At 46.6% G+C, this 21,932-nt stretch carries 21 protein-coding genes and 1 pseudogene; 6 read left to right on the top strand and 16 right to left on the bottom strand.

Annotation, left to right across the window (positions count from 1 at the left end):
* Positions 1–143: 143 nt before the first annotated feature.
* Positions 144–878, bottom strand: a complete 735-nt coding sequence (locus tag BZG78_RS12835) for a transporter substrate-binding domain-containing protein (protein ID WP_077461418.1) — start codon at positions 876–878, stop codon at positions 144–146.
* 235 nt (positions 879–1,113) lie between these two features.
* Between BZG78_RS12835 and BZG78_RS12830 the strand changes: the two genes are divergently transcribed.
* On the top strand, positions 1,114–1,704 hold the full coding sequence (locus BZG78_RS12830; RefSeq protein WP_158009973.1) for a TetR/AcrR family transcriptional regulator: 591 nt from the start codon (positions 1,114–1,116) through the stop codon (positions 1,702–1,704).
* A gap of 45 nt (positions 1,705–1,749) precedes the next feature.
* Here BZG78_RS12830 and BZG78_RS12825 read toward each other — a convergent pair whose 3' ends face one another.
* From BZG78_RS12825 to BZG78_RS12785, 9 genes and pseudogenes are all read right to left on the bottom strand, one after another.
* The gene (locus tag BZG78_RS12825) at positions 1,750–2,469 is read right to left on the bottom strand and encodes a YebC/PmpR family DNA-binding transcriptional regulator (RefSeq protein WP_077661413.1); all 720 of its coding nucleotides are present in this window, start codon (positions 2,467–2,469) and stop codon (positions 1,750–1,752) included.
* A 166-nt stretch (positions 2,470–2,635) separates the two neighbouring features.
* Positions 2,636–4,164 (bottom strand): annotated as a pseudogene (locus BZG78_RS12820) (bifunctional GNAT family N-acetyltransferase/carbon-nitrogen hydrolase family protein).
* A 118-nt stretch (positions 4,165–4,282) separates the two neighbouring features.
* Positions 4,283–4,918 carry a LysE family translocator gene (locus BZG78_RS12815; protein ID WP_021024029.1) on the bottom strand — a complete coding sequence of 212 codons (636 nt, stop codon included), beginning with the start codon at positions 4,916–4,918 and terminating at the stop codon, positions 4,283–4,285.
* A 182-nt stretch (positions 4,919–5,100) separates the two neighbouring features.
* Positions 5,101–6,528 (bottom strand): aspartate kinase, encoded by a 1,428-nt coding sequence (locus BZG78_RS12810; protein WP_021024030.1) that lies wholly within the window; start codon positions 6,526–6,528, stop codon positions 5,101–5,103.
* 76 nt (positions 6,529–6,604) lie between these two features.
* Positions 6,605–6,994, bottom strand: a complete 390-nt coding sequence (locus BZG78_RS12805) for an ectoine synthase (RefSeq protein ID WP_021024031.1) — start codon at positions 6,992–6,994, stop codon at positions 6,605–6,607.
* Positions 6,995–7,029: 35 nt separating this feature from the next.
* On the bottom strand, positions 7,030–8,307 hold the full coding sequence (ectB, locus tag BZG78_RS12800; protein ID WP_021024032.1) for a diaminobutyrate--2-oxoglutarate transaminase: 1,278 nt from the start codon (positions 8,305–8,307) through the stop codon (positions 7,030–7,032).
* Positions 8,308–8,318: 11 nt separating this feature from the next.
* On the bottom strand, positions 8,319–8,876 hold the full coding sequence (gene ectA, locus BZG78_RS12795) for a diaminobutyrate acetyltransferase (protein ID WP_021024033.1): 558 nt from the start codon (positions 8,874–8,876) through the stop codon (positions 8,319–8,321).
* 511 nt (positions 8,877–9,387) lie between these two features.
* Positions 9,388–10,389 carry a bacteriohemerythrin gene (locus BZG78_RS12790; protein ID WP_077461415.1) on the bottom strand — a complete coding sequence of 334 codons (1,002 nt, stop codon included), beginning with the start codon at positions 10,387–10,389 and terminating at the stop codon, positions 9,388–9,390.
* 169 nt (positions 10,390–10,558) lie between these two features.
* Positions 10,559–10,765 carry a cold-shock protein gene (locus tag BZG78_RS12785; RefSeq protein ID WP_025744354.1) on the bottom strand — a complete coding sequence of 69 codons (207 nt, stop codon included), beginning with the start codon at positions 10,763–10,765 and terminating at the stop codon, positions 10,559–10,561.
* A gap of 584 nt (positions 10,766–11,349) precedes the next feature.
* Here BZG78_RS12785 and BZG78_RS12780 point away from each other — a divergent pair.
* Both BZG78_RS12780 and BZG78_RS12775 read left to right on the top strand, forming a co-directional pair.
* The gene (locus tag BZG78_RS12780) at positions 11,350–12,303 is read left to right on the top strand and encodes a slipin family protein (RefSeq protein WP_021024036.1); all 954 of its coding nucleotides are present in this window, start codon (positions 11,350–11,352) and stop codon (positions 12,301–12,303) included.
* 9 nt (positions 12,304–12,312) lie between these two features.
* Entirely contained in the window at positions 12,313–12,804 is a 492-nt protein-coding gene (locus BZG78_RS12775) for an NfeD family protein (protein WP_077661412.1), read from the top strand.
* A 333-nt stretch (positions 12,805–13,137) separates the two neighbouring features.
* On the opposite strand, the gene BZG78_RS15510 is transcribed toward BZG78_RS12775, so the two are convergent.
* Entirely contained in the window at positions 13,138–13,311 is a 174-nt protein-coding gene (locus tag BZG78_RS15510) for a hypothetical protein (protein ID WP_164837586.1), read from the bottom strand.
* 280 nt (positions 13,312–13,591) lie between these two features.
* Here BZG78_RS15510 and metC point away from each other — a divergent pair, with 280 nt between their 5' ends.
* The gene (metC, locus tag BZG78_RS12770; RefSeq protein WP_077576703.1) at positions 13,592–14,785 is read left to right on the top strand and encodes a cystathionine beta-lyase; all 1,194 of its coding nucleotides are present in this window, start codon (positions 13,592–13,594) and stop codon (positions 14,783–14,785) included.
* A gap of 137 nt (positions 14,786–14,922) precedes the next feature.
* Here the strand turns inward: metC and BZG78_RS12765 are convergent, their stop codons facing one another.
* The 4 genes from BZG78_RS12765 to BZG78_RS12750 form a co-directional block, all read right to left on the bottom strand.
* Positions 14,923–16,158 (bottom strand): glycine betaine/L-proline ABC transporter ATP-binding protein, encoded by a 1,236-nt coding sequence (locus tag BZG78_RS12765; protein WP_077576701.1) that lies wholly within the window; start codon positions 16,156–16,158, stop codon positions 14,923–14,925.
* Positions 16,151–17,047, bottom strand: a complete 897-nt coding sequence (locus BZG78_RS12760) for a proline/glycine betaine ABC transporter permease (RefSeq protein WP_025744837.1) — start codon at positions 17,045–17,047, stop codon at positions 16,151–16,153. The genes BZG78_RS12765 and BZG78_RS12760 overlap by 8 nt, the downstream gene beginning before the upstream one ends.
* A gap of 64 nt (positions 17,048–17,111) precedes the next feature.
* Complete coding sequence (locus BZG78_RS12755) at positions 17,112–18,107, bottom strand: ABC transporter substrate-binding protein (RefSeq protein ID WP_077661411.1); 996 nt, start codon at positions 18,105–18,107, stop codon at positions 17,112–17,114.
* 167 nt (positions 18,108–18,274) lie between these two features.
* A complete protein-coding gene (locus BZG78_RS12750; RefSeq protein WP_077661437.1) occupies positions 18,275–18,814 on the bottom strand; it encodes an isochorismatase family protein in 540 nt (179 codons plus the stop codon).
* A 160-nt stretch (positions 18,815–18,974) separates the two neighbouring features.
* Here BZG78_RS12750 and BZG78_RS12745 point away from each other — a divergent pair, with 160 nt between their 5' ends.
* Positions 18,975–19,844, top strand: a complete 870-nt coding sequence (locus BZG78_RS12745) for an EamA family transporter (RefSeq protein WP_025744900.1) — start codon at positions 18,975–18,977, stop codon at positions 19,842–19,844.
* A 32-nt stretch (positions 19,845–19,876) separates the two neighbouring features.
* Here the strand turns inward: BZG78_RS12745 and BZG78_RS12740 are convergent, their stop codons facing one another.
* Positions 19,877–20,860 carry a lipid A deacylase LpxR family protein gene (locus BZG78_RS12740; RefSeq protein WP_077661410.1) on the bottom strand — a complete coding sequence of 328 codons (984 nt, stop codon included), beginning with the start codon at positions 20,858–20,860 and terminating at the stop codon, positions 19,877–19,879.
* 138 nt (positions 20,861–20,998) lie between these two features.
* Here BZG78_RS12740 and BZG78_RS12735 point away from each other — a divergent pair, with 138 nt between their 5' ends.
* The gene (locus BZG78_RS12735) at positions 20,999–21,829 is read left to right on the top strand and encodes a sulfurtransferase (RefSeq protein ID WP_077661409.1); all 831 of its coding nucleotides are present in this window, start codon (positions 20,999–21,001) and stop codon (positions 21,827–21,829) included.
* Positions 21,830–21,932 lie beyond the last annotated feature (103 nt).

Raw genomic sequence — 21,932 nt, 5'->3', positions numbered from 1 at the left:
GTACTCTTCACTATATTGACACAACACACTTATCCTGCCCGAACGGGCGGCTCGAGTATACAATATCGTATACTGAATTAAAGCATTAACTGATTCGCTCCCTCAAAGGAAGGCGTTGACAGCGTTGCTCTGATAATCCTCCCTTACTCTATGCCATAGCGCGCTTTTAGTGCAGATATCGCCTCTTGCTTATCGGATAGAAACTGATTGAATTCGTCGATGAGCTTGGGATGATGGATGGTGGAAAGCCGTCGAGTCCCTTTTTCATGGGGCAAGGTATCATCAAAGCGTACCGATCCTTTTTTAAAGCCCATTTGATCAAGATAAAACTGTGCAACAGCGATATTGGCATAGCCGCCATCAATACGACCGCTGACAAGCTTCATCATCAAAGAATCATATTTGTAACTCTCATTTAAGCGTGTTTGGCCCGAACGGATACGTGATTGATAAAGTTCAGGGGTAAAGCCCACGACGGTTCCTAGTCGTTGTAATTGGTCAATAGGTTGACCATAGTTTTGGTCGATAACCATGACGCCGTCGATATAATCAACCACAGGCTCACTATAAATGACATTGACGCCTTTTTTGATGTCGCGATCCCAATCGGGACTATCTGGATATTTAAGATCAACGACACCATCGACAAAACGGGAAGGAAGGCTTGTGAGTGGTAAAGCTTTGTACACAAAGCGATAGTGATGCGTGTTGGCGAACATATCGAGTAACTCGCGATTAAACCCTGAATAACTGCGATTAGAATACGCTGAAAAGGGATAATACTGAGAAAAGCTCTGTACGCCTACCACATAAGTCGTTTTGGCATTCACGGATACCGAGACACTCATAATCAGTAATAAAGCCCATAATCTTTTCATCGTTCCTATCCGACTTTCGTTGATTTTCCTCTTGTTATTGTAGACACAGAGACCGCACCTGTCTTTGCGTGCTCGGCTGTTATTTTACAACATCGACTTTCACTTATCCTTTTTTGGCACGCATAGCTGTCGATAAATCATTCGGTTATCGGTCACATTTTGCGCGTAAATATTTGAATGAACATTCGGTATGTTTTATTTTTTCACCTGGACTTTCAAATTTGATCAAATAACGATGAATAAGCATGAAATTGCGTCGCGGGCGATGCGGCAACATATTCTTTCAACCACATTGGAAATCGTTGGTAATGAAGGGCTTGCGGCACTCACAGCAACAAAGTTGGGTAAAAAAGCGGGGATCAGCAAAGGCGCGCTCTATCATCACTTTGATAATCTTGATGCAGTAAAATATGCGGCTGTGGATGAGCTCATTTCGATGTTTTTAGCCGTGGCTGAACCGGCTAATTTCGAAGACTTTGAAAGTTATTTAGCGGTGACAGGCGATACCTTATACCTGACCATGCAATGCGAGCCTTATGCGATGAAGGCGATGTATAGCTTCACGACTCAAGCATTATTTGATGGGCAATTTCGTGCGGCAATACAACGTTTTTCTCAGCACGGCTTAACCGAATATACCCGAGCAATTGAGTACTTTTATCAAGGGAAGATTCCGCAGTATCAGATAGATACGGCAATTCGGGTAGTGGACGCTTTCTTTCTCGGGGCGGGCTTACAAAGCTATTTATCGCAAGGCGAGGATCGGTTTCGTCAGAGTTGGGCGTTGTTCTCACAAATGTTATTAACCCAACTTGATGAAAAATAGAGCGCCATCTCTGAGGTGAGGCGCTCTAGTGTGTCAAGCACGGAACTATACTAGCTCAGCGTTGTGATAGACGTTTTGTACGTCGTCGCAATCATTAAGCATGTCGAGGAACTTTTCAAAACGTTCAACATCATCGCCACTGACCTCAGTATCGATTTGAGGGACAAAGGTGATCTCCTCAAGATCAATCGGCGTGTCGCCAAGAAAGTCGCTCAGCGCATTTTTCACTTTGAAAAACTCTGTATGAGGCGCGAAAACCGTAATCATCCCTTCGTCTGCTTCGATATCGGAAACATCCACATCAGCCATGACCAGGGCTTCCAGCGTGCCTTCTTCATCTGTACCTTGAAATTGAAACACCGCTTGATGTTCAAACATATGAGACACCGCGCCCGGTGTACCAATTTTCGCATCATTTTTGACAAAGCATTGGCGAACATCCATGTAGGTACGGCTGTTGTTGTCGGTTAAACAATCAACAATCACCGCACAGCTACCAGGGCCGAATCCTTCGTACCGAGCTACTTCATAGTTCTCACCACCAGAGCCATTAGCTTTATCAAGTGCCTTGTCAATGACATGCCCAGGCACTTGATCCTTTTTGGCTTTTTCCATCAAGCGGCGCAGTGATAGATTACTCTCTGGATCTGAGCCACCATTTTTAGCACATACGTAAATCTCTTTACCGTATTTTGAGTAAACCTTAATTTTTGCGCCTTGGGTTTTGGCCATTGACGCTTTACGAACTTCAAAACTTCGTCCCATTGGGAATCTCTCTTAATAACGCTTTCGCAGATACGGGGTAATTCTATCAAGAGAGTGTTCCTTTGCACCAGTAAATGCACTGACCTTGGACAAAGTCAGTGCGATAGACACGAATCATGCTCTCTTGGCGTCTAAATGGCCCTTGCCTGAGTCACCGGGCTTTGGCTTATTCTTGGCTTAAATGACTGGCATAGAGCTTAGGCCTGCGGTGCTTCAAGTTGGTGACTGAGCCTCGTTCATGCAGCATTTTGAGCTTATCAAGGTCAACATCCGCGAAGATCATCATCTCAGTGTTTGCGTTCGCCTCTGCGAGTGTCGCATCGTGAGGGAAATACACATCAGACGGTGAAAAGACCGCCGACTGGGCATATTGAATATCAACGTTATCGACACGGGGCAAGTTGCCGACACTACCACCAATAGCAACATAACATTCGTTTTCAATTGCGCGAGCTTGAGCGCACAAACGGACTCGAAGATAACCATTTTTGGTATCTGTCCAGAAAGGAACAAATAAAATCTGTACCCCTTGCTCGGCAAGGATCCGCCCTAACTCTGGGAATTCCGCATCATAACAAGTAAGAATGCCAACGCGGCCTGCGTCGGTTTCGATAACTTTTACTGTATCACGCCATCGATCACCCAGTCTCGTTGCTCATGTGGCGTGATATGGATTTTGTACTGTTCGTCAATGCTGCCGTCTCGATGCATCAGGTAAGACACATTGTAGAGCTTGCCATCTTCGAGGACGGGCATACTCCCTGCGATAATATTGATGTTGTAAGTCACCGCAAGCTGAGAAAAGCGTTGTTTAATGGCTTGGGTAAACTCACTAAGAAAACGTATCGCCTCCACCGAGCGTTTATCTGGTGCAAGCCCCATTAACGGTGCACAGAAAAACTCCGGGAATAGGGCAAAGTCCGATTGATAATTGGCTAAAGAAGAAACAAAAAACTCGGCTTGGTTGAGCAGGTCGTCAACGGATAACACGTGGCGCATCTGCCATTGCACAACCCCGAGGCGCACAATGGTCTTATCAATATCGTGCACCGATGATGCGTCTTCCTCATAAAAGAAGTTATCCCACTCCAATAATGTTGCGTAACCTGCGGATTTATCATCTTCGGGCAAATAACGATTCATTAGCCGTTTGACGTCAAAGTCATTAGACAGCTGAAACGAGAGGATAGGATCGTGAATCTCTTTACGTCTTACCTTGTTAATGTAGTCAGTCACTGACACATCGGTATGTTTGTGATAACCAGGAATGCGCCCACCCGCTAGAATTGCCTTTAGATTTAATGCTTGGCAAAGATCTTTGCGCGCCTCATAGAGACGACGTCCTAAGCGGTGCCCGCGGTAGTCCGGATGCACGAACACATCTAACCCGTAAAGCGCATCACCTTTCACATCATGAAACACTACGCCGTCGTCAGTAATGATATCGCTATAAGTATGAGGGAGAGAAAAACGGTTGTAAGAGACTTTGAGTGTGAGGGCAGCGGCGACGATTTTACCGTTATCTTCAATGCATATCTGGCCATCAGGAAAGGCCGTTACCAGTTGCATGATCGTGCTTTTTGGCCAAGCACCGCCGACATCCGGAAAGACAAGGTCCATCAACTCTGCTAAGGGTTGATAATCGCTAACTTCTATAACACGCAAGTTAAGTAGCGTGGCGGTGTTTTCATCCATTACACGTTCTCCTATTGATAGCTGAGCGACCATTATGACAAAGTTTGATGTCTAAGTTCACGTTTGTTGATTGCTGGATTTTCTTCTTTGCAGGCTTACCGCTTCGCTGCGGAGCTCGCTATACAGATAACTGCTGAGTAAAAAGCCAAATAGCCAATAATGCAAAGACGATGGCCATAATTTTGTGTTGATAGCTTTGAATGTGGGTGTTGGTCAGCATCTGCTTACCAAGTTTACCTACGATCGCGACCAGTATGATATTAAACGCAAGGCCGAGTGCATTAAGTAGAAGGCCGAGCGTTAATAGCTGAGTGCTCGATGATGCTTGTATCTGCTGTGAGATAAACTGCGGCAAGAATAAAACAAAAAAGAGTAACGCTTTAGGGTTGAGCAGGTTCGTCATCACGGCACGCTTATAGAGATAGCGCCCCATTTTTTGTTGATACTGTACCGCTTCGCTTTCAGCAGGTGATGCTCTCCACGTATCAATACTCATTTTGAGTAGATACGCTGCACCAACATACTGGAGAACCGTTAACGCAATCGGGGACATTGCAATCACGGCTGAAACGCCAGTGGCCGCTAATACGGTAAGAATCAGTCCAGAGGTAGCGTTGCCTAAACTCGCGGCAACACCGACCCGTCGACCATAGCTAAGACTCGCGCTAATAATCAATAACATATCTGGCCCGGGGACGAATAGCAGCGCGGCAACGGCTGTTAAGTAAACAGGAAGCAAATTAGGGTCGATCATAAACGAAGAACACTTAACCAAATAAAGTGCGGCATTTTACCTTCTATCTAGGCATTATCAATAATGATTAAACATTAGGCTGGTGGTTTATAAGGGTAAGCTTGCCCAACTACGCGAAAAGTGCGCATAAAAATGCCCCCAGGTTGGAGGCATTTTCAAACTCACAATGTGTTGCTGCTAGGTTATGCAGCACGCACTGTCGGTTTTGGTGCGGGCTTTTCAATAAAGCAAGCGTGTAATGCACAGATAGCGGCATGGTAATACTTATCAAGGACAACGTATTGCACATCCACATCGCGCATTGAAGAGTGAGCCGCTTTAGGGTTGATCTCCGCATCAAGTAGCGCAAGCATCCCTTTACTCATTGTTTGGTTTGAGTCGATACGGCTGCCGATAACAGAAATCAGTGCGACCATTTCACCGGTAATCTTCGCTTTTGGATATAGCTTTTCAACCCGATTGATGACCTTATCTTGGCTCGCGGTCTTACCATCTAAGTAGTAAGTAATGGAGTTAGCGTTCATCTCTTTACTGATTAGCTGAACGTTCTCTTCACGAATGATTTCCATCACGTCGTAACTGACTTGATCACAATGTCCGACCATTGATTGGTCAAAAATGTGTAGCGCAAGCACTTTGTCACGGCCAGCAATGATTTCGATCTCATTGTCCTTTGGACGGTATTTGTGAGAGATCACCGTACCAGCATGCTCAGGTTCAAAGGTATTTTTAACGACCAGTTCAATACCTACAGCGCGCATGCCAGAGGCCGCGTTAGGATGAATCGCTTCCATACCAAGGTTTGCCAGTTGGTCAGCCACATCGTAGTTGCTGAGGCCCATTGGCTGTACACGTTCAGGGCCGACAATGCGGGGGTCTGCACTGCTCAAATGGTATTCTTTATGAATCACGGCGCTGCTTGCCTTAGTCAGCACTGCAATTCGGCTAAAGGTCATTTCACTGTAGCCGCGGTCGTAGGTCTTCATCAGACCTTCATCACAGTAGACGTAGCCGGTAACGATGGGCAGCTCATTGCTGAAATCAATGTCGTCCATCGCATTGGCGATGACTGTATTGAGATCACCTTTGCCTTCATCCGGATTGTCCCAGCCAGACAGGTCGACAAATCGTGAGTTGATGCCAACACTTTCGAGGAGCAGCGTCGAGTTGTGTGCACTATGTGCTTCACCAATTGACGACAGGAACTCACGGACTTGCGGCAAATAGCTTTCCAGAGAAAACTGCCCATAGTTACAGGTTTCGAGTATGCCTTCGATACAGCTATGCGCTTTTTCCATTCGCTGGCGAATAAAATTATCGGCACGCTCACGAAAAACAGGGTCAGGGAACATGTTGCTATTAATCAATAGCATACGCTGTTCTAGCTCATCCATCGCATCGCGCCATTTTGGGTTGTTCGCGGCGAGTAAGCGATAAATGCCTGGTTTACCCGAACGCTTACACTCCAGCAATGCATCCGTGATGCCAGCGTAAGCAGAAACAACAAAAATTCGGTTATATGGGTTTGACGGGTACAAAAAGATGTTATCCATGACAGCGTCATAGGCTGACATCGACGTACCGCCGATCTTTTCAACGGTATGATTCATGTGAGCTCCTTGTGGGCTTTATGAACAAAAAGGTCGATTGGGTTTACAGGGGCAGCATCCCGCTGCCCCTTGACGGTTAATCGACTAATGGATAAACACCGTTTTCATCGTGTGTCTCTTTCCCTGTGATGGGCGGGTTGAACACACAGGCCATGACCATATCAACACCTTTATTTGCGCGTAGCTGGTGCTCGTCATGTTTATCTAGAATATACAGCGTGCCGGGCTTGATTGGATAAACCTTGCCATCGTCAGTCGTTTCAATCTCACCCTCACCAGACATGCAATAGACTGATTCTAGATGATTCTGATAATGGATATGCGTGTCTGTGTTCGCATAAATGGTGGTGATATGGAATGAAAATCCCATGTTATCATCACGTAGCAACATGCGTACGCTTTCCCAATTTTCTGCGACCACGCGGCGATCACTGTTTTGACATTCTTCTAATGTGCGGACAATCATGATTGTTCCTTATTATTTGTCTATTCGTTATGTCTTTATGATGCTTTTTTGAGCTTCTCTTTCTTGTACTGCTCAACGGACTTAACGAAAATTTGTAAGCCTTTCTCCATTTCAGCTTCACTGACGGTCAGCGGAGAGAAGAATTTAATCACTTCGTCTTCTGGGCCGGCTGTTTCGATGATCATGCCATTATCAAAGCACAAGCTGGTAATGTCGTCGGCAATATCACCGTTCTTACAGGCAATACCCTGCATCAATCCTCGTCCTTTGATGATCTCAAATAAGTCGCTATTTTTAGCAAGCATATCTTGCAGGACTTTGTTGAGCTGATCCGCACGCGCTTGAATATGGGTTTGGAACTGATCATCTAGCCAATAGGTTTCGATGGCTTCGGCAGCGGTCACAAAGGCATGGTTGTTACCACGGAATGTACCGTTATGCTCACCCGGTGCCCATTGATCTAGCTCAGGTTTGAGTAGAACGACTGCCATAGGTAAGCCGTAACCACCAATGGATTTGGACAAGGTCACAATATCAGGGTTGATGCCTGAAGGCTCAAAGCTAAAGAAAGTCCCCGTACGCCCACAACCTGCTTGAATATCATCGACAATCACCAGGATATCGTGTGCTTTACAGATAGTTTGTAAGCGTTGTAACCATTCATTAGATGCGGCATTTAAGCCACCTTCACCTTGAACGACCTCAAGTAATACAGCGGCAGGTTTATCACCACCGGTTAACCCGCTTGAAGCGTCATTAAGCATCGTCTCAAACAAGGTGAGACCATCAACGTTCGCATAGCCGTCATACGGAATACGCGTGACTGAATTATTGACTGGAATACCGCCGCCACCACGATGGTGATGGTTACCTGTCACCGCGAGTGCACCATAAGTACAACCGTGGAAGCCATTAGTAAAAGAAACAATGTTTGAACGCCCAGTCACTTTGCGAGCTAGCTTCATTGCCGCTTCCACAGCGTTGGTACCAGTAGGGCCTGTGAATTGGAACTTGTAGTCCAAACCACGTGGGGCCAAGATGTGATTTTTAAATACTTCGAGAAAGCGTGCTTTCGCCTCTGTATACATGTCTAGGCCGTGTGTAATGCCGTCTTTCTCGATATACTCGATCAGCGCTTTTTTCAGCGTCGGATTATTGTGTCCATAGTTCAGTGAACCAGCGCCGGCTAGAAAATCAAGGTAGCGCTTACCGTCTACGTCAGTCATCCAACAGCCTTTTGCGCTCTCAAATACAACGGGAAAGTTGTTGGCATAACATTGAACATTTGATTCCTGCGACTTAAAGATATCCATAACTCATCCTGTTATTTTTTGAGTGGAATTCGGAAAAGGTATTCGGTGTCGTGCTCACCGTTGAAATGCTCTTGTTCATCAAGGAACACTGAGCGTTGACCACCAGAGCCATAGAGGCGGTCTACCTTTTTAAACAGCGCCCAAGAACCGGCGTTGTCTTCTGTGATTGTGGTTTCGATGAAGTGAACGTTTTGCGCGACTTTGCGAGCCAGTAGCGCCTCAATCATCGATAGGGCAAGCCCCTCACCACGTGCTTTTGGCGACACCGCAACTTGCCAGACGAAAAAGGTATCTGGCTGCTCAGGGCGGATATAACCGGAGATGAAGCCCTGCACATCGCCTTCTCGCTCTGCAACAACACACGTTTCTTTAAAATGCGTCGCCTGTAAAAAATTACAGTAAGCGGAGTTCACGTCTAGCGGCGGGCATTGCGTGATTAGTCGATAAATGTTGCCACCATCGCCGATGGCAGGCTTACGAAACACGAACTGCGTGTTAGATTTTGTCTGTTTACGGTCGAGTACTTCAGAATCCAGCACTGCCGTATCTGTCGTTTTTGATCGCCACATAATTGTTTTGTGCTCTAACGAATTCGCTTTATATAATAGGCGATTGATTTGGTTTATCAACCCCAAATTTTTGTGTTCGGCCTGTCAATAACAATTAAGTTAATGATTTATATGTATATTTATATTGTTAAATTTTTTATTAAAGTAAGTGTTTCGAGGCGTAACATTTACTGGCCTAAAGGTGTGGGCAGGTTCCCAATCGATACGATGGTTTGCTAAACAGACTGCTTTTGCTGTCTAGTGGATGGTAAGTTGTGGATGTAGGGCAGACTCACAGCGCTGAGCAAGGCTGTGAGTCGGGACGCAAGTATTAAAGACCTGGTACCAGGAAGTCGCGATATTTCGTGTCTTCGTGGACAACGNAACATTTACTGGCCTAAAGGTGTGGGCAGGTTCCCAATCGATACGATGGTTTGCTAAACAGACTGCTTTTGCTGTCTAGTGGATGGTAAGTTGTGGATGTAGGGCAGACTCACAGCGCTGAGCAAGGCTGTGAGTCGGGACGCAAGTATTAAAGACCTTGTACCAGGAAGTCGCGATATTTCGTGTCTTCGTGAACCACGTGATGAATCCACCAATAGCGTAGAAATTTAAAAAACTCGGAGCGATAGAGCGTGGGATCGGCCTGGCACTGAAGCAGTACATATTGAGCCTGTCGCGCTAGGCGTTGATGGATGGCTGCATGCTCTTTGTATTTGGGGTAGGCGCGTGCTTCAAGAATATCTTCTTCTAGCAGAAAGTGCGAAGCGATGTAGTCACGGAAACGTTGAGCTAAGGCATCGAAGTCAGCTTTGTCATCATCATCGTGATGGTAAGCAATGGCCTCGTAGGTATCGTTGATAATAGCCAACAATTGCTTATTGCTGTTATCCAATTCTTGATGACCGACTGTGTACTTCTCTTGCCAGCGTATAAATTTGCGATCTTTGGGCTCACTAGAGGGTTGCGGTGATGCCTTTACATCTCCTAGTGTATCAGGCGCTATCGGCGTCTCTTCTACAGGTTCGGTGATGCATTCGATTTGCTGTTGTTCTTCTTCCGTAAACACAACCGCACCATTGTGCTCGAACTCTGTCGATTTGGCCGGATCAGACTGGTACATCTCGAAATAGAACTGTGGGGGTTTTTTCGCCTTGGTATGTTTGGACAGTTGCTTGACACGATTTTCAAGGTCTTGCTTTTTAACAGGTTTTATCATGAACGCGTCAACATCAAAGCGGATACACTCGCTGATCACGGCTTTAGAAGCGTTTGCGGTCAGAATAATGATGGGTGTGTCGTGGCGTAGATGATAGCGGCCACTTCGCATGAGACGCAACATTTCTAAACCATCGATAGGATCCATTTGTAAATCGGTAATGATAAGGCTCGGCTCGTCATGATAGGCGCGAGATATCGCCTCGGCGCCGTCTGCTGCGGTGATCACTGATTTAATACCGAGTGCCTGTGCCATTAATCCAATCGTGTCTCGGATCATCTCATGATCGTCGACAATCAAGCACGGAGATAGCATACGTCCTCCTGACAATATGATGTACTCACAGCCTAGTGGATAGCAACAAGAGCGTCTACTCGCATAGGGGCTGAATGCGATATCAATGTAGCTTAGTGTAATAACTTTAAATGACAGGTATAAAAAAAGGCGCTCTGATGAGCGCCTTTCTTCTTAAATTTGGTTTGGCTTACAGGCGAACGACGTTCGCAGCCTGTGGGCCTTTTTGACCTTGCTCGATATCGAACTCAACCTGCTGGCCTTCTGCTAGTGTGCGGAAGCCTTCACCAACGATAGCACGGAAGTGAACGAATACGTCTGGACCGTTCTCTTGCTGGATAAAACCGAAACCTTTCTCTTCGTTAAACCACTTAACGGAACCATTAGCTTTGGACATGGTGTCTCCTGAATATATTAACTAGGTGTTGCAGTGACGCGAGTGCCGTTAATCGACTCTATGGGCAAATGTAGCGAATATCTTCAGGACAACTAACTTTCCAGCCTAACGGTGGGGTGTTTCGATGTATCTATATTCAATTGCTGCATAAATTTCCGATTATTAAAGCTCAAAAACAGCTTCAACAGGACTACGCGTTGTTTGCGCGTTAGTTTGCTCATTTTTTGACACTGTATGTCAAGGTGTCAACGGTAATGAGCACCGCCAACCAACACGGTTGAACAGGTCTAAGAGTACACCCAAAAAAAGATAAGGTAAAATCCTTTTTCCAATGATATGGCCATCGTTGCGACAGGCTTTTACAAAAGTGGGATCACGCTCAGAGAGTCATGTCGTTCAATCGAGATAAAAAGAGGGGAAAAAGCGATCTGAGTGAGACGAGTGTCAAATTTACCATCGTTATCTGTCTTTCTACACTGGCATTGGCGTATGCTTAAACTTCAGGCATGCAAGCGTTGTCGTCATGTCTGAGTCATTGTCACCCTCTATCAGCGTCGTGTTAGCGACAGTCATAGGATCCCTTAATGGATAACGTTTTTTTTGAAATATCGAGTTTTATTGGCGTATGGATAGTACTGGCGATCTTAGTGATTGTCGTACTGCGCAGTGCCATTACGTTTGTGCCACAAAATACTGCCTATGTGGTTGAAAGGTTTGGTAAGTACTATAAAACAATGGAAGCTGGGCTCAACGTCATTGTTCCCTTTATCGACCGTGTGGCGTATACACGGACTTTGAAAGAACAAGCGTATGATGTGCCTAGTCAGTCTGCGATTACGCGTGACAACATTTCGTTGGGTGTGGACGGTGTACTCTATATTAAAGTGCTTGATCCCTTTAAAGCCTGCTATGGCGTGAATGATTATGTCTATTCCGTCACGCAACTTGCGCAAACCACCATGCGTAGTGAAGTAGGTAAAATGGAGCTGGATAAAACGTTTGAAGAACGTGAAAGCTTGAACATTGCCATTGTCTCGGCCATCAACGAAGCGGCTCAGCCTTGGGGTGTACAAGTGCTTCGTTACGAGATAAAAGATATTGATCCTCCACGGTCGGTGCTCGAAGCAATGGAGCGTCAGATGAAGGCCGAACGTGAGAAACGTGCCGTGATCCTTGAGTCTGAAGGGGCTCGTCAATCAGATATTAACGTGGCAGAGGGTCAGAAGCAGTCACGGGTTTTAGCGGCAGAAGCGGAAAAAGCGGAACAAATTCTGAATGCGGAGGGTGAAGCGCAAGCCATTCTAGCCGTCGCTCAAGCTCAAGCCGAAGCGCTTGAAATTGTCGGGACACGAGCTATCACCGAAGAAGGTCAAAAAGCGATTCAGCTTGATTTAGCAGAGAAAGCAATTCGCGCGAAACAAGCAATTGCCAAAGAGTCGTCGGTCGTCTTGTTGCCTGATTCGGGCACGGGAGCTGCGAACGTGGTTGCAGAAGCGATGACCATCATTGAATCGCTCAACAAAACAAAAAGCAGTTAGGGTAAATACGTGAGTCACTATCTTGCAGAGTTAACTATTATCATTGGTCTACTGTTGTTAGCTGCTGAAGTTTGGCTGCTCGGTTTGTCAACGATTGTCTTATTAGCAACCGGGTGTGCTGCGGTTTTAGTTGGGTTACTGGCCATGATTGGGGTCTTGCCCGAAACCGTGACCGCATTGTTTAGTGGTACTGGCATCGGCGCAGGATTACTTACCTTAGCGCTGTGGCGACCGCTTAAACGGTTACAGCATAAAGAACGTAGTCCGGACAATCGTCATAGTGACTTTATTGGACTGACCTTCGCTCTGACTTCACCATTAAGTCGCGAACAACTGTCGTCGGCCAAGTACTCTGGAGTGACATGGCAATTGCAACTGAGTGCTAACGCAGGGGATATTATCCTGCAGCCTGGTGAGCAAGTGAAAGTGATCGGTGTGGATGTAGGCCGGTTTACTGTTGAGCCCGTTTTATCGTCACCTGAGGGTGAAGCAGAAAATTGAGGATTAAAATCGGACGCGCTGAAACGTAAGCGCAGCGCCAATAAAGCGTGGCCATAACAAACAAAAAGCTCGGGAAATCCCCGAGCTTTTTTTATGCTTATTGCTTAACTAAACGTGGCTTAGGCTTGCTTTAGTTGCTTTTTCAATTTTTTCAGCTTGCCTTCTTGTTTCGCAACTTTTGCTTTGGTTTTCTTGATCGATTTTTTCAGATCTTTCTTTGATACTTTCGCCATGATTTTCTCTCCTCAAATATAGATTGCCGAAGCGTTTGCCACTGCAATACAGCTTCAATGCTGTGGTCGGGTACCGGCAAGTTGCACCGTAAACTGGATGTTATGATTCTTTTTTTGTTTCGTGGTCTTTTAAAAATTGTTTGATAAACCGTCTGACTTCTCGAGCCGCTGAGGTATCAAGCTCGTCACATGTTTGCAGAAACGCATCACGTTGCTCACTATTGATTCGTATCAGTAATTGGCTGTCTTTTTTAACTTTTTCTTTTTTTGCCATATTTTTTAGCCTATCAATTATATATACAATGTATATACACTTACATTGTGTTTCCAGTCAAATAGATAAAAATGTGATCTGTTTAGTGTTCGAACTAAAATGCGGAGTGGGTAGTCATCAACCTAGACACGCTTCGCTAACCGCGATGGCTTAGCGTTTAGCGCGATGACATATCGTTGAATCGATAGATAGAAAATTACAATATGGACGTCTAAATGTCTTTACTGCTTTTGGCGAAACGCTTAGGCTAGAGATATGGGCAACATAGGATGAGTGAGCCATGGAAAAGAAACAAAATCGTACGCAGCTAATCCATGCTGGACGCCAAAAAGGCTACACCTTAGGCGGGGTTAATCCAGTCGTACAACGCGCTTCTTCAATCATTTTTGATTCATTAGCAGAAAAGAAACACGCGGTTGCAAATCGTCACCAACAAACGCTGTTTTATGGCCGACGAGGTACGACCACTCACTTTTCGCTGCAAGACGCAATGACAGAGCTTGAGCAGGGAACAGGTTGTGCGTTATTTCCGTGTGGCGCGGCGGCGATTGCTAACAGTATTCTCGCATTTGTTAAAACGGGCGATCACATACTGGTATCGGGTTCGGCGTATGAGCCTACTCAGGACTTTTGTGAGAAAATACTGGCCGACATGCAGATCGAGACCGAGTATTTTGACCCACTTGAAGGTGACGAGATTAGTCATCGTATCAAGCCGAATACACGTATCGTGTTCTTAGAGTCACCCGGATCGTACACCATGGAAGTGCACGATACGCCAGCCATTGTGCGAGCGGTTCGCAATCGCGCCCCAGATGCTGTGATCATGATGGATAATACGTGGGCGGCAGGTCGCTTATACCAGCCGTTAACACAGGGTGTCGATATTTCTATTCAGTCTGGCACCAAGTACATTATTGGTCATTCAGATAATATGCTAGGCACCGCCGTCGCCAATGCGCGCTGTTGGCCAACGCTGAGAGAGCGTGCCTACTTGATGGGACAAACCGTTGATCCTGACACTGCCTACCAGGCGGCGCGAGGACTGAGAACGCTCGATGTACGGCTAGCGCAACATCAAGAAAATGCGTTACATGTTGCCAACTGGCTGAATGAGCAGGCTGAAGTGGCGAAAGTGCTTCATCCCGCATTCACTGATTGTCCGGGGCATCGCTATTTTGCCCGTGATTTTAGTGGCAGTAACGGACTGTTCTCATTCGTTTTTAAGGAACGTTTGTCCGATACACAATTAGAAGCATTCTGCGACTCTATGAAGTACTTTAGCATGGCTTATTCATGGGGAGGTTACGAGTCTTTGTTACTTGCCAATCAACCCGAACAGCTTAATCGGATCCGGCCCGTGGCTAAAGTGAGTTTCAGTGGGACACTCGTTCGACTGCATATTGGTCTCGAACAGGTGGAGGATTTAATCGCTGATCTTGCCGCTGGTTTTGAACGAGTGAATAAGACGTAATCATATCTATTTTCGAAACACCTAGCTCCCGGACAACAGGGCGCTAGGTGATCACGATTCGCTATTTCGTCGTCACGTCTGAAACTGATCGGTCAGCTGGGTTAATGCGCCCCTATAGGTAGGGCGCATTGATATAATTAGCTCGCTTTTTGGGGCGGGTTTGTGGATAACGTTTCGGTCGCGCTTTTTCCTGTTTCGCTGAGAATGTTGGCAACAGTCTGTCGTGAGAGATGCCCGATAAGCTCCCCATGATCGTCGAAGACGGGCAGTGGCCATTTCGACTCCAAGGTATCTGGAATCACACTCTCGAGCAAAGAATCTTGATCAATCGCGGGAACATCCTCAAGTAAGCTAGCCTCGATATGGCCACTTGGATCTTTGTCACTCAGTGCTTTTTGGCTCAAGGTACCTTGGTAACCCTCCTCGGTAATGTAGTAGCCATAATTAACTTTTTGATGGCGCATCTGCTGAATGGCATCACCAATTGTGGTCGCACTGATACGACAGATTTGCGGCTGCATCACGGTTTCAACGGTTAGGGCTCGAGCACGGTTGACGTCTTTAACAAATGCTTCGACATAGTCGTCTGCTGGTTGAAGTAGAATATCAACCGGCTCACCCACTTGTACCAGCTTACCGTCCCGTAAAATGGCAATACGATCACCAAGACGTAACGCTTCGTCGAGATCATGGGTAATAAAGATAATCGTTTTATGCAGCTTTTCTTGTAGCTCAATGAGTTGGTCTTGCATCTCACTGCGAATGAGCGGATCCAGTGCAGAAAACGCTTCGTCCATCAATAGGATCTCCGCATCCGTACACAAGGCCCGTGCTAAACCGACGCGTTGCTGTTGCCCACCGGATAACTGGGCAGGGTATTGGTCAGCATAGCCCTCTAAGCCAACCGTAGAGAGCCACTGTTGTGCCTTTTCATCTCGCAGTGCTTTGGCTTCTCCTTGAATGCGAAGACCAAAACCGACGTTTTCTTTGACAGTACGGTGAGGAAGCAAGCCGAATCGCTGGAAAACCATCGACATTTTATGACGACGAAATTGCTGCAACTCTTTTTGTGAGTACTGCATTATATCCGTGCCATCAATGCGAATTTCACCTTCTGTCGGATCGATCAAACGATTGAAATGGCGAATCAGTGTTGATTTTCCTGAGCCAGATAAGCCCATGATGACGAACACTTCACCGCGCCGAATAGACAGATTGATGTCACTAAGTCCGATAGTATGTCCTGTTTCTTGTAGCAATGCGTCTTTGCTTTTACCTGCTTTAACATCGGGCATGAGCTTACGCGGATGGTTGCCAAACACTTTGTAAAGACCGTGAATTTCGATCAAGGTGTTCTGCTCAGAATCAGTCATGATCACCTCCTTTTAAGTGCTGCTGTGATCGCTTGGCATAGCTTTGCGAGACGCGATCGAAAATAATAGCAATCACGACGATCGCGAGGCCATTGAGCAGGCCCAAGGTGAAATATTGGTTAGTGATCGATTTAAGAACGGGTTGACCCAAGCCAGAAACACCGATCATCGAGGCGATCACGACCATGGCGAGTGCCATCATAATCGTTTGATTAATGCCGGCCATAATGGTGGGCATTGCCAGTGGTAGCTGAATCTGAAAAAGGCGCTGAACGCCATTGGCGCCATACGCAGTCGCTGCTTCAAGCACATCTTTATCGACCAGCCTAATCCCAAGGTTCGTTAAGCGGATGACCGGTGGAATGGCGTAAATCACGACGGCAATGACCCCCGGAATTTTACCAATGCCCAGTAGCATCACGACAGGAATTAAATATACGAAAGCGGGCATGGTCTGCATGATATCAAGGAGTGGCGTAACCACCGCTTGGGTCCGATTGGACTTCGCCATCGCAATCCCGATAGGTACACCGACACCTATCGCGACAAGCGTACAGACCAAAATGATACTCATGGTGCTCATGGTATCTTCCCACATCCCTAAGTAAGCAATTAGAGTGAAAGAAACAACCACAGCCGCAGGGAGCTTCCAAGAGCGACTGGCGAGATACGCGATACCGGCAAGTACGGCAATCACCAGCCACCAAGGTGTGGCAAGGAGTAAGTCTTCGAACCAAACAAGAAAGTGGAGGAGGGGGTCAAAAAAGGCTTCGATACCTTCGCCATATTCGCGAGAAAAATTCCGATAGGCACCATCCAGTGTTTGTCGGATGGTGAGCAGATCGCGCCTGCTCATTTCTGGCACATCCGTTAGCCATGAAGTCGCCATTGTTATTATTCCTATACTGCTAAAAGAAATCCCGCACAGTGGCAATACTGTGCGGGTTTTTGAGTTACAACGCGTCTTTTACCTTGCTCGCCACCTCATTTGGCACCCACTGGGTCCAAATGTCTTCATGATTAATTAAGAAATTGATCATCGCATATTCACCGTCAGCCTGGTTATCTTCCATCCATGCCAGTAATCCATTCATCTGGTCGTTGGTAAAACCACGATTTTCTATATAGGCCATGGCCTCGGGAGCTCGTTTAGCAAAGCGTTCTGTCACGACAGTCTCAACATCAGCGGCTGGATACATTGTTGCTTTCGACGTTATGCACTCGTCAGATGTAATACATGACTTATAGTGCTCGACATCCGTACCCGTTTCGAAATCGACTTTAACCATTTCATATTTGCCTAACACGGCCGTCGGTGCCCAGTAGTAACCAAACCAAGCTTCTTCGCGTTCATAAGCTTTGGCAATGGAGCCGGCTAAGCCAGCACCGGAGCCAGGGTCGACAATTTCAAAGCCACTGTCGGCGAGATCCAATGCTTTAAAATTATTTTCCGAGGTAATTTGGCAGCTCCATCCCGCGGGACATCCGTAAAAGGCTGCTTTTGACGGATCTTCGGGATGAGGGAAAAGATCGGCATTGGCTTTAACGCCCGAAATGGTTTTAAGTTCGGGATGCTGATCGATCATGTATTTAGGGACCCAAAATCCCTCTTCGCCGCCTTCAACAAAGGCTTGTCCTGCATAGCGTATACGTCCTTCGTCAATACCTCGCTGAAGGCCTTCACGCATGGAGTTACTCCAAAACTCCGGTGCAATATCGGGCTCGCCTTTTTCTATCATGGATGTGCCGGTTGGCATGGTATCACCAGGTACGAGTTCAGCATCACAGCCGTAGCCATGCTCTAAAATAAACTGATCAATGTTGGCAATCAGGCTCGCTGAATTCCAGTTCATATCGGCAATCGTGACGTTGCCACACCCATGGTCATCGGCACTGGCCGGGACTGCAGACAGCGTTAATAGGGCTGCAGAGAGTAGTCGTTTGTACATAGTGCTTCCTTTCTCTTTCATACATTCGTCATGAATAATATTAGACCACTAATGAAAATGTTAGCGCCTACTGTGCGATCTATATCTCATAAATACTCGATATTTTAGGAGTATACGTATTCAACCCCTAGATCTTCACGCCCATTACTTAGAGATCTATTTGCTTTCTACTTGATTAACGTTAAAAAAGATCGAAAGTCTGAACCGCCGGCTGCTTGTTGCCACTCAAACAACAAGGCTTCGACCAAAGTGATCCAGGCGCCATGTTGCTGCATCATTGCAATTCCGGTGTGGTAATGAGACGCGTCACAGGATGAGGTTGCATCCGTGACTAGGTGAACGTGATAGTGGGCTCTGAGTAGATCGCAGGCTGTTTGATAAACACAAATATGGGTTTCGATGCCACATAGGATGACTTGTTTACGGTTAAGATCATCGAGTCGTTTTTTAACATCGGGGTTTGCGTAAGCACTAAATGTCTGCTTGGCAATGGGCGTATCCGTTGGGATTAACTCAGCCAAACTCGCAGTGGTCGCTCCGAGCTTATCGGGCAGTTGCTCGACCCACACCACGGGCACATCAAAGTACTGACAGGCACGCATTAGTTGGGCCAGCTTTTGGTGTAGTGCTTCGCTGCCTGTTACCTTTTGTGCCAGTTTGCCTTGTACATCAATCAACAAAACGACCGCATTCTCAGTATTGATCATTGTTTTATCCCCCTGTTTTATCACGCAAATAAGCATAGCACCTTCTCGCTATGGCGTTGTCTTTTTGAGCGCTAATACATTTTTCTTACTATTAAGATACTTGATGTCAACTAACATAACAGCTACTGTATCTTTACGTGAAGATACATAGAGAAAGGTTATGCATTATTTTATCGCTATTCTTGCCCCGATTTTTTGGGGCAGTACTTATTCAGCGGTTGCTCTGTTTCTGGGAGATCTTTCCCCTTATTGGATGGCAGTATGGCGAGCATTGCCAGCAGGCCTGTTAATGCTGATGATCAGTCGACGTGGTTTACCTTTAAGTTTGCCGAGAATGCTTGCTGTAAGCTTTTTTAATATCGCAGCTTTCTTTTTACTGCTTTTTATTGCCGCTTATCGGCTACCCGGTGCTATCGCTGGGACTTTAGGCGCGACCTTACCTTTGGTACTGATGCTGCTTCAGTGGTTAACAGAAGGGAAACGGCCTCAGCCTAAACTACTTGGGCTGGCGATTTTAGGGCTTTTCGGCGTGGTATTATTATTGAATCCATCTTCCAATATCGATTGGATAGGGGCAGGTGCCATGTTACTTGCTACATTTTTTGTTGCTCAGTCGACACTATGGATGAAGCGCTGGGAAGCGAAAGACATTTTTGGATTAACCGCTTGGCAGTTAGTCCTTGGTGGCATCATGCTTATTCCTTTTGCTTGGCTCTTTGCGGGGCCGCCAAAGGCGATAACCATGGAGGCCGTACCAGGACTTGCTTGGGTTATTTTACTCAATACTGCTGTCGGTTACTGGGCCTATATTCGCTCGATCACTGTACTTGGTCCAAATCGTCAATCTATCATTATGTTTCTTAATCCGCTTACGGCGGTAACCCTTGGTGTACTGTGGATCAATGAAACGTTACAGCCGTTACAGTGGTTAGGTATTGCGATGATTTTAGCGTCATTGGTGTTGATGAAACTCACGGATAAACGAAAGAGTCAGTCGCCTAAACAAGCCGTTGCCGCCACACCTCGATAGTGGCGACGGAAAGCGAAACGAGAGTATGGATGTTAATACCGATAATGCACGGTCCAAGATACGTAGCTATAGGTGTCATCGGTAGCTTGCTTATAGTCTTTCGTGTGTACAACAACACTGATATCTGTGCCCCAGCGAGGCTGGTAAAATGCTAGCCCGGTAGCAGCACTTGCTTGCCAGTGGGTCATATCGATGTCGGCATTCTCTGGCGGTTTATCGCCATTGATGGTGATGTCATTGGCCCGATATCGGCCTTGCATCGCGGCATAAAAGAATGCGCCCTGTTCGCTTGCGTCGAACAAACGGCTGTCTAAATGGCGGCCTGGCTCGAAGCTAATGCCGCCAAAGGTATTAGCCAGATCAAGACCAATACGATAACTCAATCCTGTAGAGAGTTCGCTGCGGAAGTTACCGATATCGGCACGTCCAGTCACTCCCCATTCTTGATTCTCGCTACGGTGCAGGAGCTGGTGGCGTTCATAAGCAAACTGCGCCACTGGCGTGTTTTCTACTTGGTAGTCCCATCCTTTTGGGTCGGGCGAGTCGATGAGGTCATGAACGTAAGATTGTCCTTCTTCAGTTTGCGATGCGGGGCCGACCATTCCGAGCATAAATGACCACTTATCGACCCGCTCTGATGTCTGCTGATAAATGCCAGGCTCGATAAAAATCAAACCGGCATAGGGACGTTCATTGGGATGGGGCGTTTCCCATTCAATATCGTTGGGCGTCCACATCATTTGTCCAACATCGATGCTCCAGCTTTGGCGTGCTTGTTCGTTAAGCGGTAGCTGTTGAGCAAACCAACGAATGGGCGTGACAGCGGTGGTGGTGACATCATCGGACCAATCCGCATGCCAGTGCGCATAAACACCACTGGTGTATTGATTATCAACGCCTAACGGACTGTCGTTTTCAATTGTTACACCGACCCCCGCGCTAAAAGCCGCTGTGGGTGCTAGTAGCAGTGTGGGAAACAATAAAATAGCGCCTGAGATCACGCGAGATGGCGTCATTCATATCCTCATTGAGTTGCATCTTTAGTGCGAGGCTTTCAGTATGAGTAAAAAATTAGGCTGATACTAGATGAGATAAGTCAATATCTTGTGAAAGTGTTGTCATCCGCCAATCAACGATGAAAAGGAACCGTCAAAATGTCAGTGTTTGTAACCCCTGAATGGCTCGCTCAGCGCCTCGATACCGTCGTTCCTGTCGATGCTAGCTGGTTTATGCCAGATGTATCCCGAGATAGCTTCCAAGAGTGGCGCCAACGGCGTATTCCGGGTGCCGTCTACTTTGATTTCGATAATACAGTCAAAGATCAATCCTCCTCTTTACCTCATATGTTACCGGATGAAACGAGTTTTGCGCGACATATGGGAACGCTAGGTATTGCCTCGCAAGACACGTTAGTGGTCTATGACACGCAAGGCTTATTCTCTGCCGCTCGCGTGTGGTGGATGTGTAAAGTGATGGGCCATCGGGATGTATTTATTCTTGATGGCGGACTACCTGCTTGGATGGCATCAGAGGGGCTGATAGATAATACACCGCCTCAGCCGCGTGTCGAGGCAACTTACCACGCCGATTTTAAAGCGTATCGTTACATTGATGGCGACACGCTGGCCGAAAAGCTGGCCGCAATCAATGTGATTGATGTCCGTCCTGAAACACGATTTTATGCACAGGTGCCAGAGCCTCGAGAAGGTATACGAAGTGGTCATATGCCCGGTGCTATTAACCTACCTTTTAGCGAATTAACCGATCCGCGCGGTTTTGTGATCAGTTCAGACATCGCACGTAACATCGTTTTACCTCACCTCAGTGATACACGTTTGAACGTAGCAAGCTGTGGTTCAGGCGTGACGGCTTGTATCTTAGCCGCGGTGGCCGAGCACTATTTTGCTTATCCGCTTGCGGTGTATGACGGCTCTTGGACGGAGTGGGGCGTCCATCAATCTTGGCCTGTTGTCCGGGAAGATTAAAATCTATTCAAACGCGAAGGCGGTAAGTGGCAAGATTGACTTGATAGTGATCTATGTCACTATCTAGCTGATGCGCTAATGATATATCAATACATAAAGTAAT

The organism is Salinivibrio sp. MA351 (assembly GCF_001996065.1).
GTDB lineage: Bacteria > Pseudomonadota > Gammaproteobacteria > Enterobacterales > Vibrionaceae > Salinivibrio > Salinivibrio costicola.
This window is presented reverse-complemented; position numbering and strand designations above follow the sequence as displayed.

What these genes read in the sequence shown, in the direction of transcription:
- BZG78_RS12835 (WP_077461418.1), bottom strand. Translation starts at nt 878, where the DNA reads ATGAAAAGATTATGGGCTTTATTACTGATTATGAGTGTCTCGGTATCC.
- BZG78_RS12830 (WP_158009973.1), top strand. Translation starts at nt 1,114, where the DNA reads ATGAATAAGCATGAAATTGCGTCGCGGGCGATGCGGCAACATATTCTT.
- BZG78_RS12825 (WP_077661413.1), bottom strand. Translation starts at nt 2,469, where the DNA reads ATGGGACGAAGTTTTGAAGTTCGTAAAGCGTCAATGGCCAAAACCCAA.
- BZG78_RS12815 (WP_021024029.1), bottom strand. Translation starts at nt 4,918, where the DNA reads ATGATCGACCCTAATTTGCTTCCTGTTTACTTAACAGCCGTTGCCGCG.
- BZG78_RS12810 (WP_021024030.1), bottom strand. Translation starts at nt 6,528, where the DNA reads ATGAATCATACCGTTGAAAAGATCGGCGGTACGTCGATGTCAGCCTAT.
- BZG78_RS12805 (WP_021024031.1), bottom strand. Translation starts at nt 6,994, where the DNA reads ATGATTGTCCGCACATTAGAAGAATGTCAAAACAGTGATCGCCGCGTG.
- ectB (WP_021024032.1), bottom strand. Translation starts at nt 8,307, where the DNA reads ATGGATATCTTTAAGTCGCAGGAATCAAATGTTCAATGTTATGCCAAC.
- ectA (WP_021024033.1), bottom strand. Translation starts at nt 8,876, where the DNA reads ATGTGGCGATCAAAAACGACAGATACGGCAGTGCTGGATTCTGAAGTA.
- BZG78_RS12790 (WP_077461415.1), bottom strand. Translation starts at nt 10,389, where the DNA reads ATGCTATCTCCGTGCTTGATTGTCGACGATCATGAGATGATCCGAGAC.
- BZG78_RS12785 (WP_025744354.1), bottom strand. Translation starts at nt 10,765, where the DNA reads ATGTCCAAAGCTAATGGTTCCGTTAAGTGGTTTAACGAAGAGAAAGGT.
- BZG78_RS12780 (WP_021024036.1), top strand. Translation starts at nt 11,350, where the DNA reads ATGGATAACGTTTTTTTTGAAATATCGAGTTTTATTGGCGTATGGATA.
- BZG78_RS15510 (WP_164837586.1), bottom strand. Translation starts at nt 13,311, where the DNA reads ATGGCAAAAAAAGAAAAAGTTAAAAAAGACAGCCAATTACTGATACGA.
- metC (WP_077576703.1), top strand. Translation starts at nt 13,592, where the DNA reads ATGGAAAAGAAACAAAATCGTACGCAGCTAATCCATGCTGGACGCCAA.
- BZG78_RS12765 (WP_077576701.1), bottom strand. Translation starts at nt 16,158, where the DNA reads ATGACTGATTCTGAGCAGAACACCTTGATCGAAATTCACGGTCTTTAC.
- BZG78_RS12760 (WP_025744837.1), bottom strand. Translation starts at nt 17,047, where the DNA reads ATGGCGACTTCATGGCTAACGGATGTGCCAGAAATGAGCAGGCGCGAT.
- BZG78_RS12755 (WP_077661411.1), bottom strand. Translation starts at nt 18,107, where the DNA reads ATGTACAAACGACTACTCTCTGCAGCCCTATTAACGCTGTCTGCAGTC.
- BZG78_RS12750 (WP_077661437.1), bottom strand. Translation starts at nt 18,814, where the DNA reads ATGATCAATACTGAGAATGCGGTCGTTTTGTTGATTGATGTACAAGGC.
- BZG78_RS12745 (WP_025744900.1), top strand. Translation starts at nt 18,975, where the DNA reads ATGCATTATTTTATCGCTATTCTTGCCCCGATTTTTTGGGGCAGTACT.
- BZG78_RS12740 (WP_077661410.1), bottom strand. Translation starts at nt 20,860, where the DNA reads ATGACGCCATCTCGCGTGATCTCAGGCGCTATTTTATTGTTTCCCACA.
- BZG78_RS12735 (WP_077661409.1), top strand. Translation starts at nt 20,999, where the DNA reads ATGTCAGTGTTTGTAACCCCTGAATGGCTCGCTCAGCGCCTCGATACC.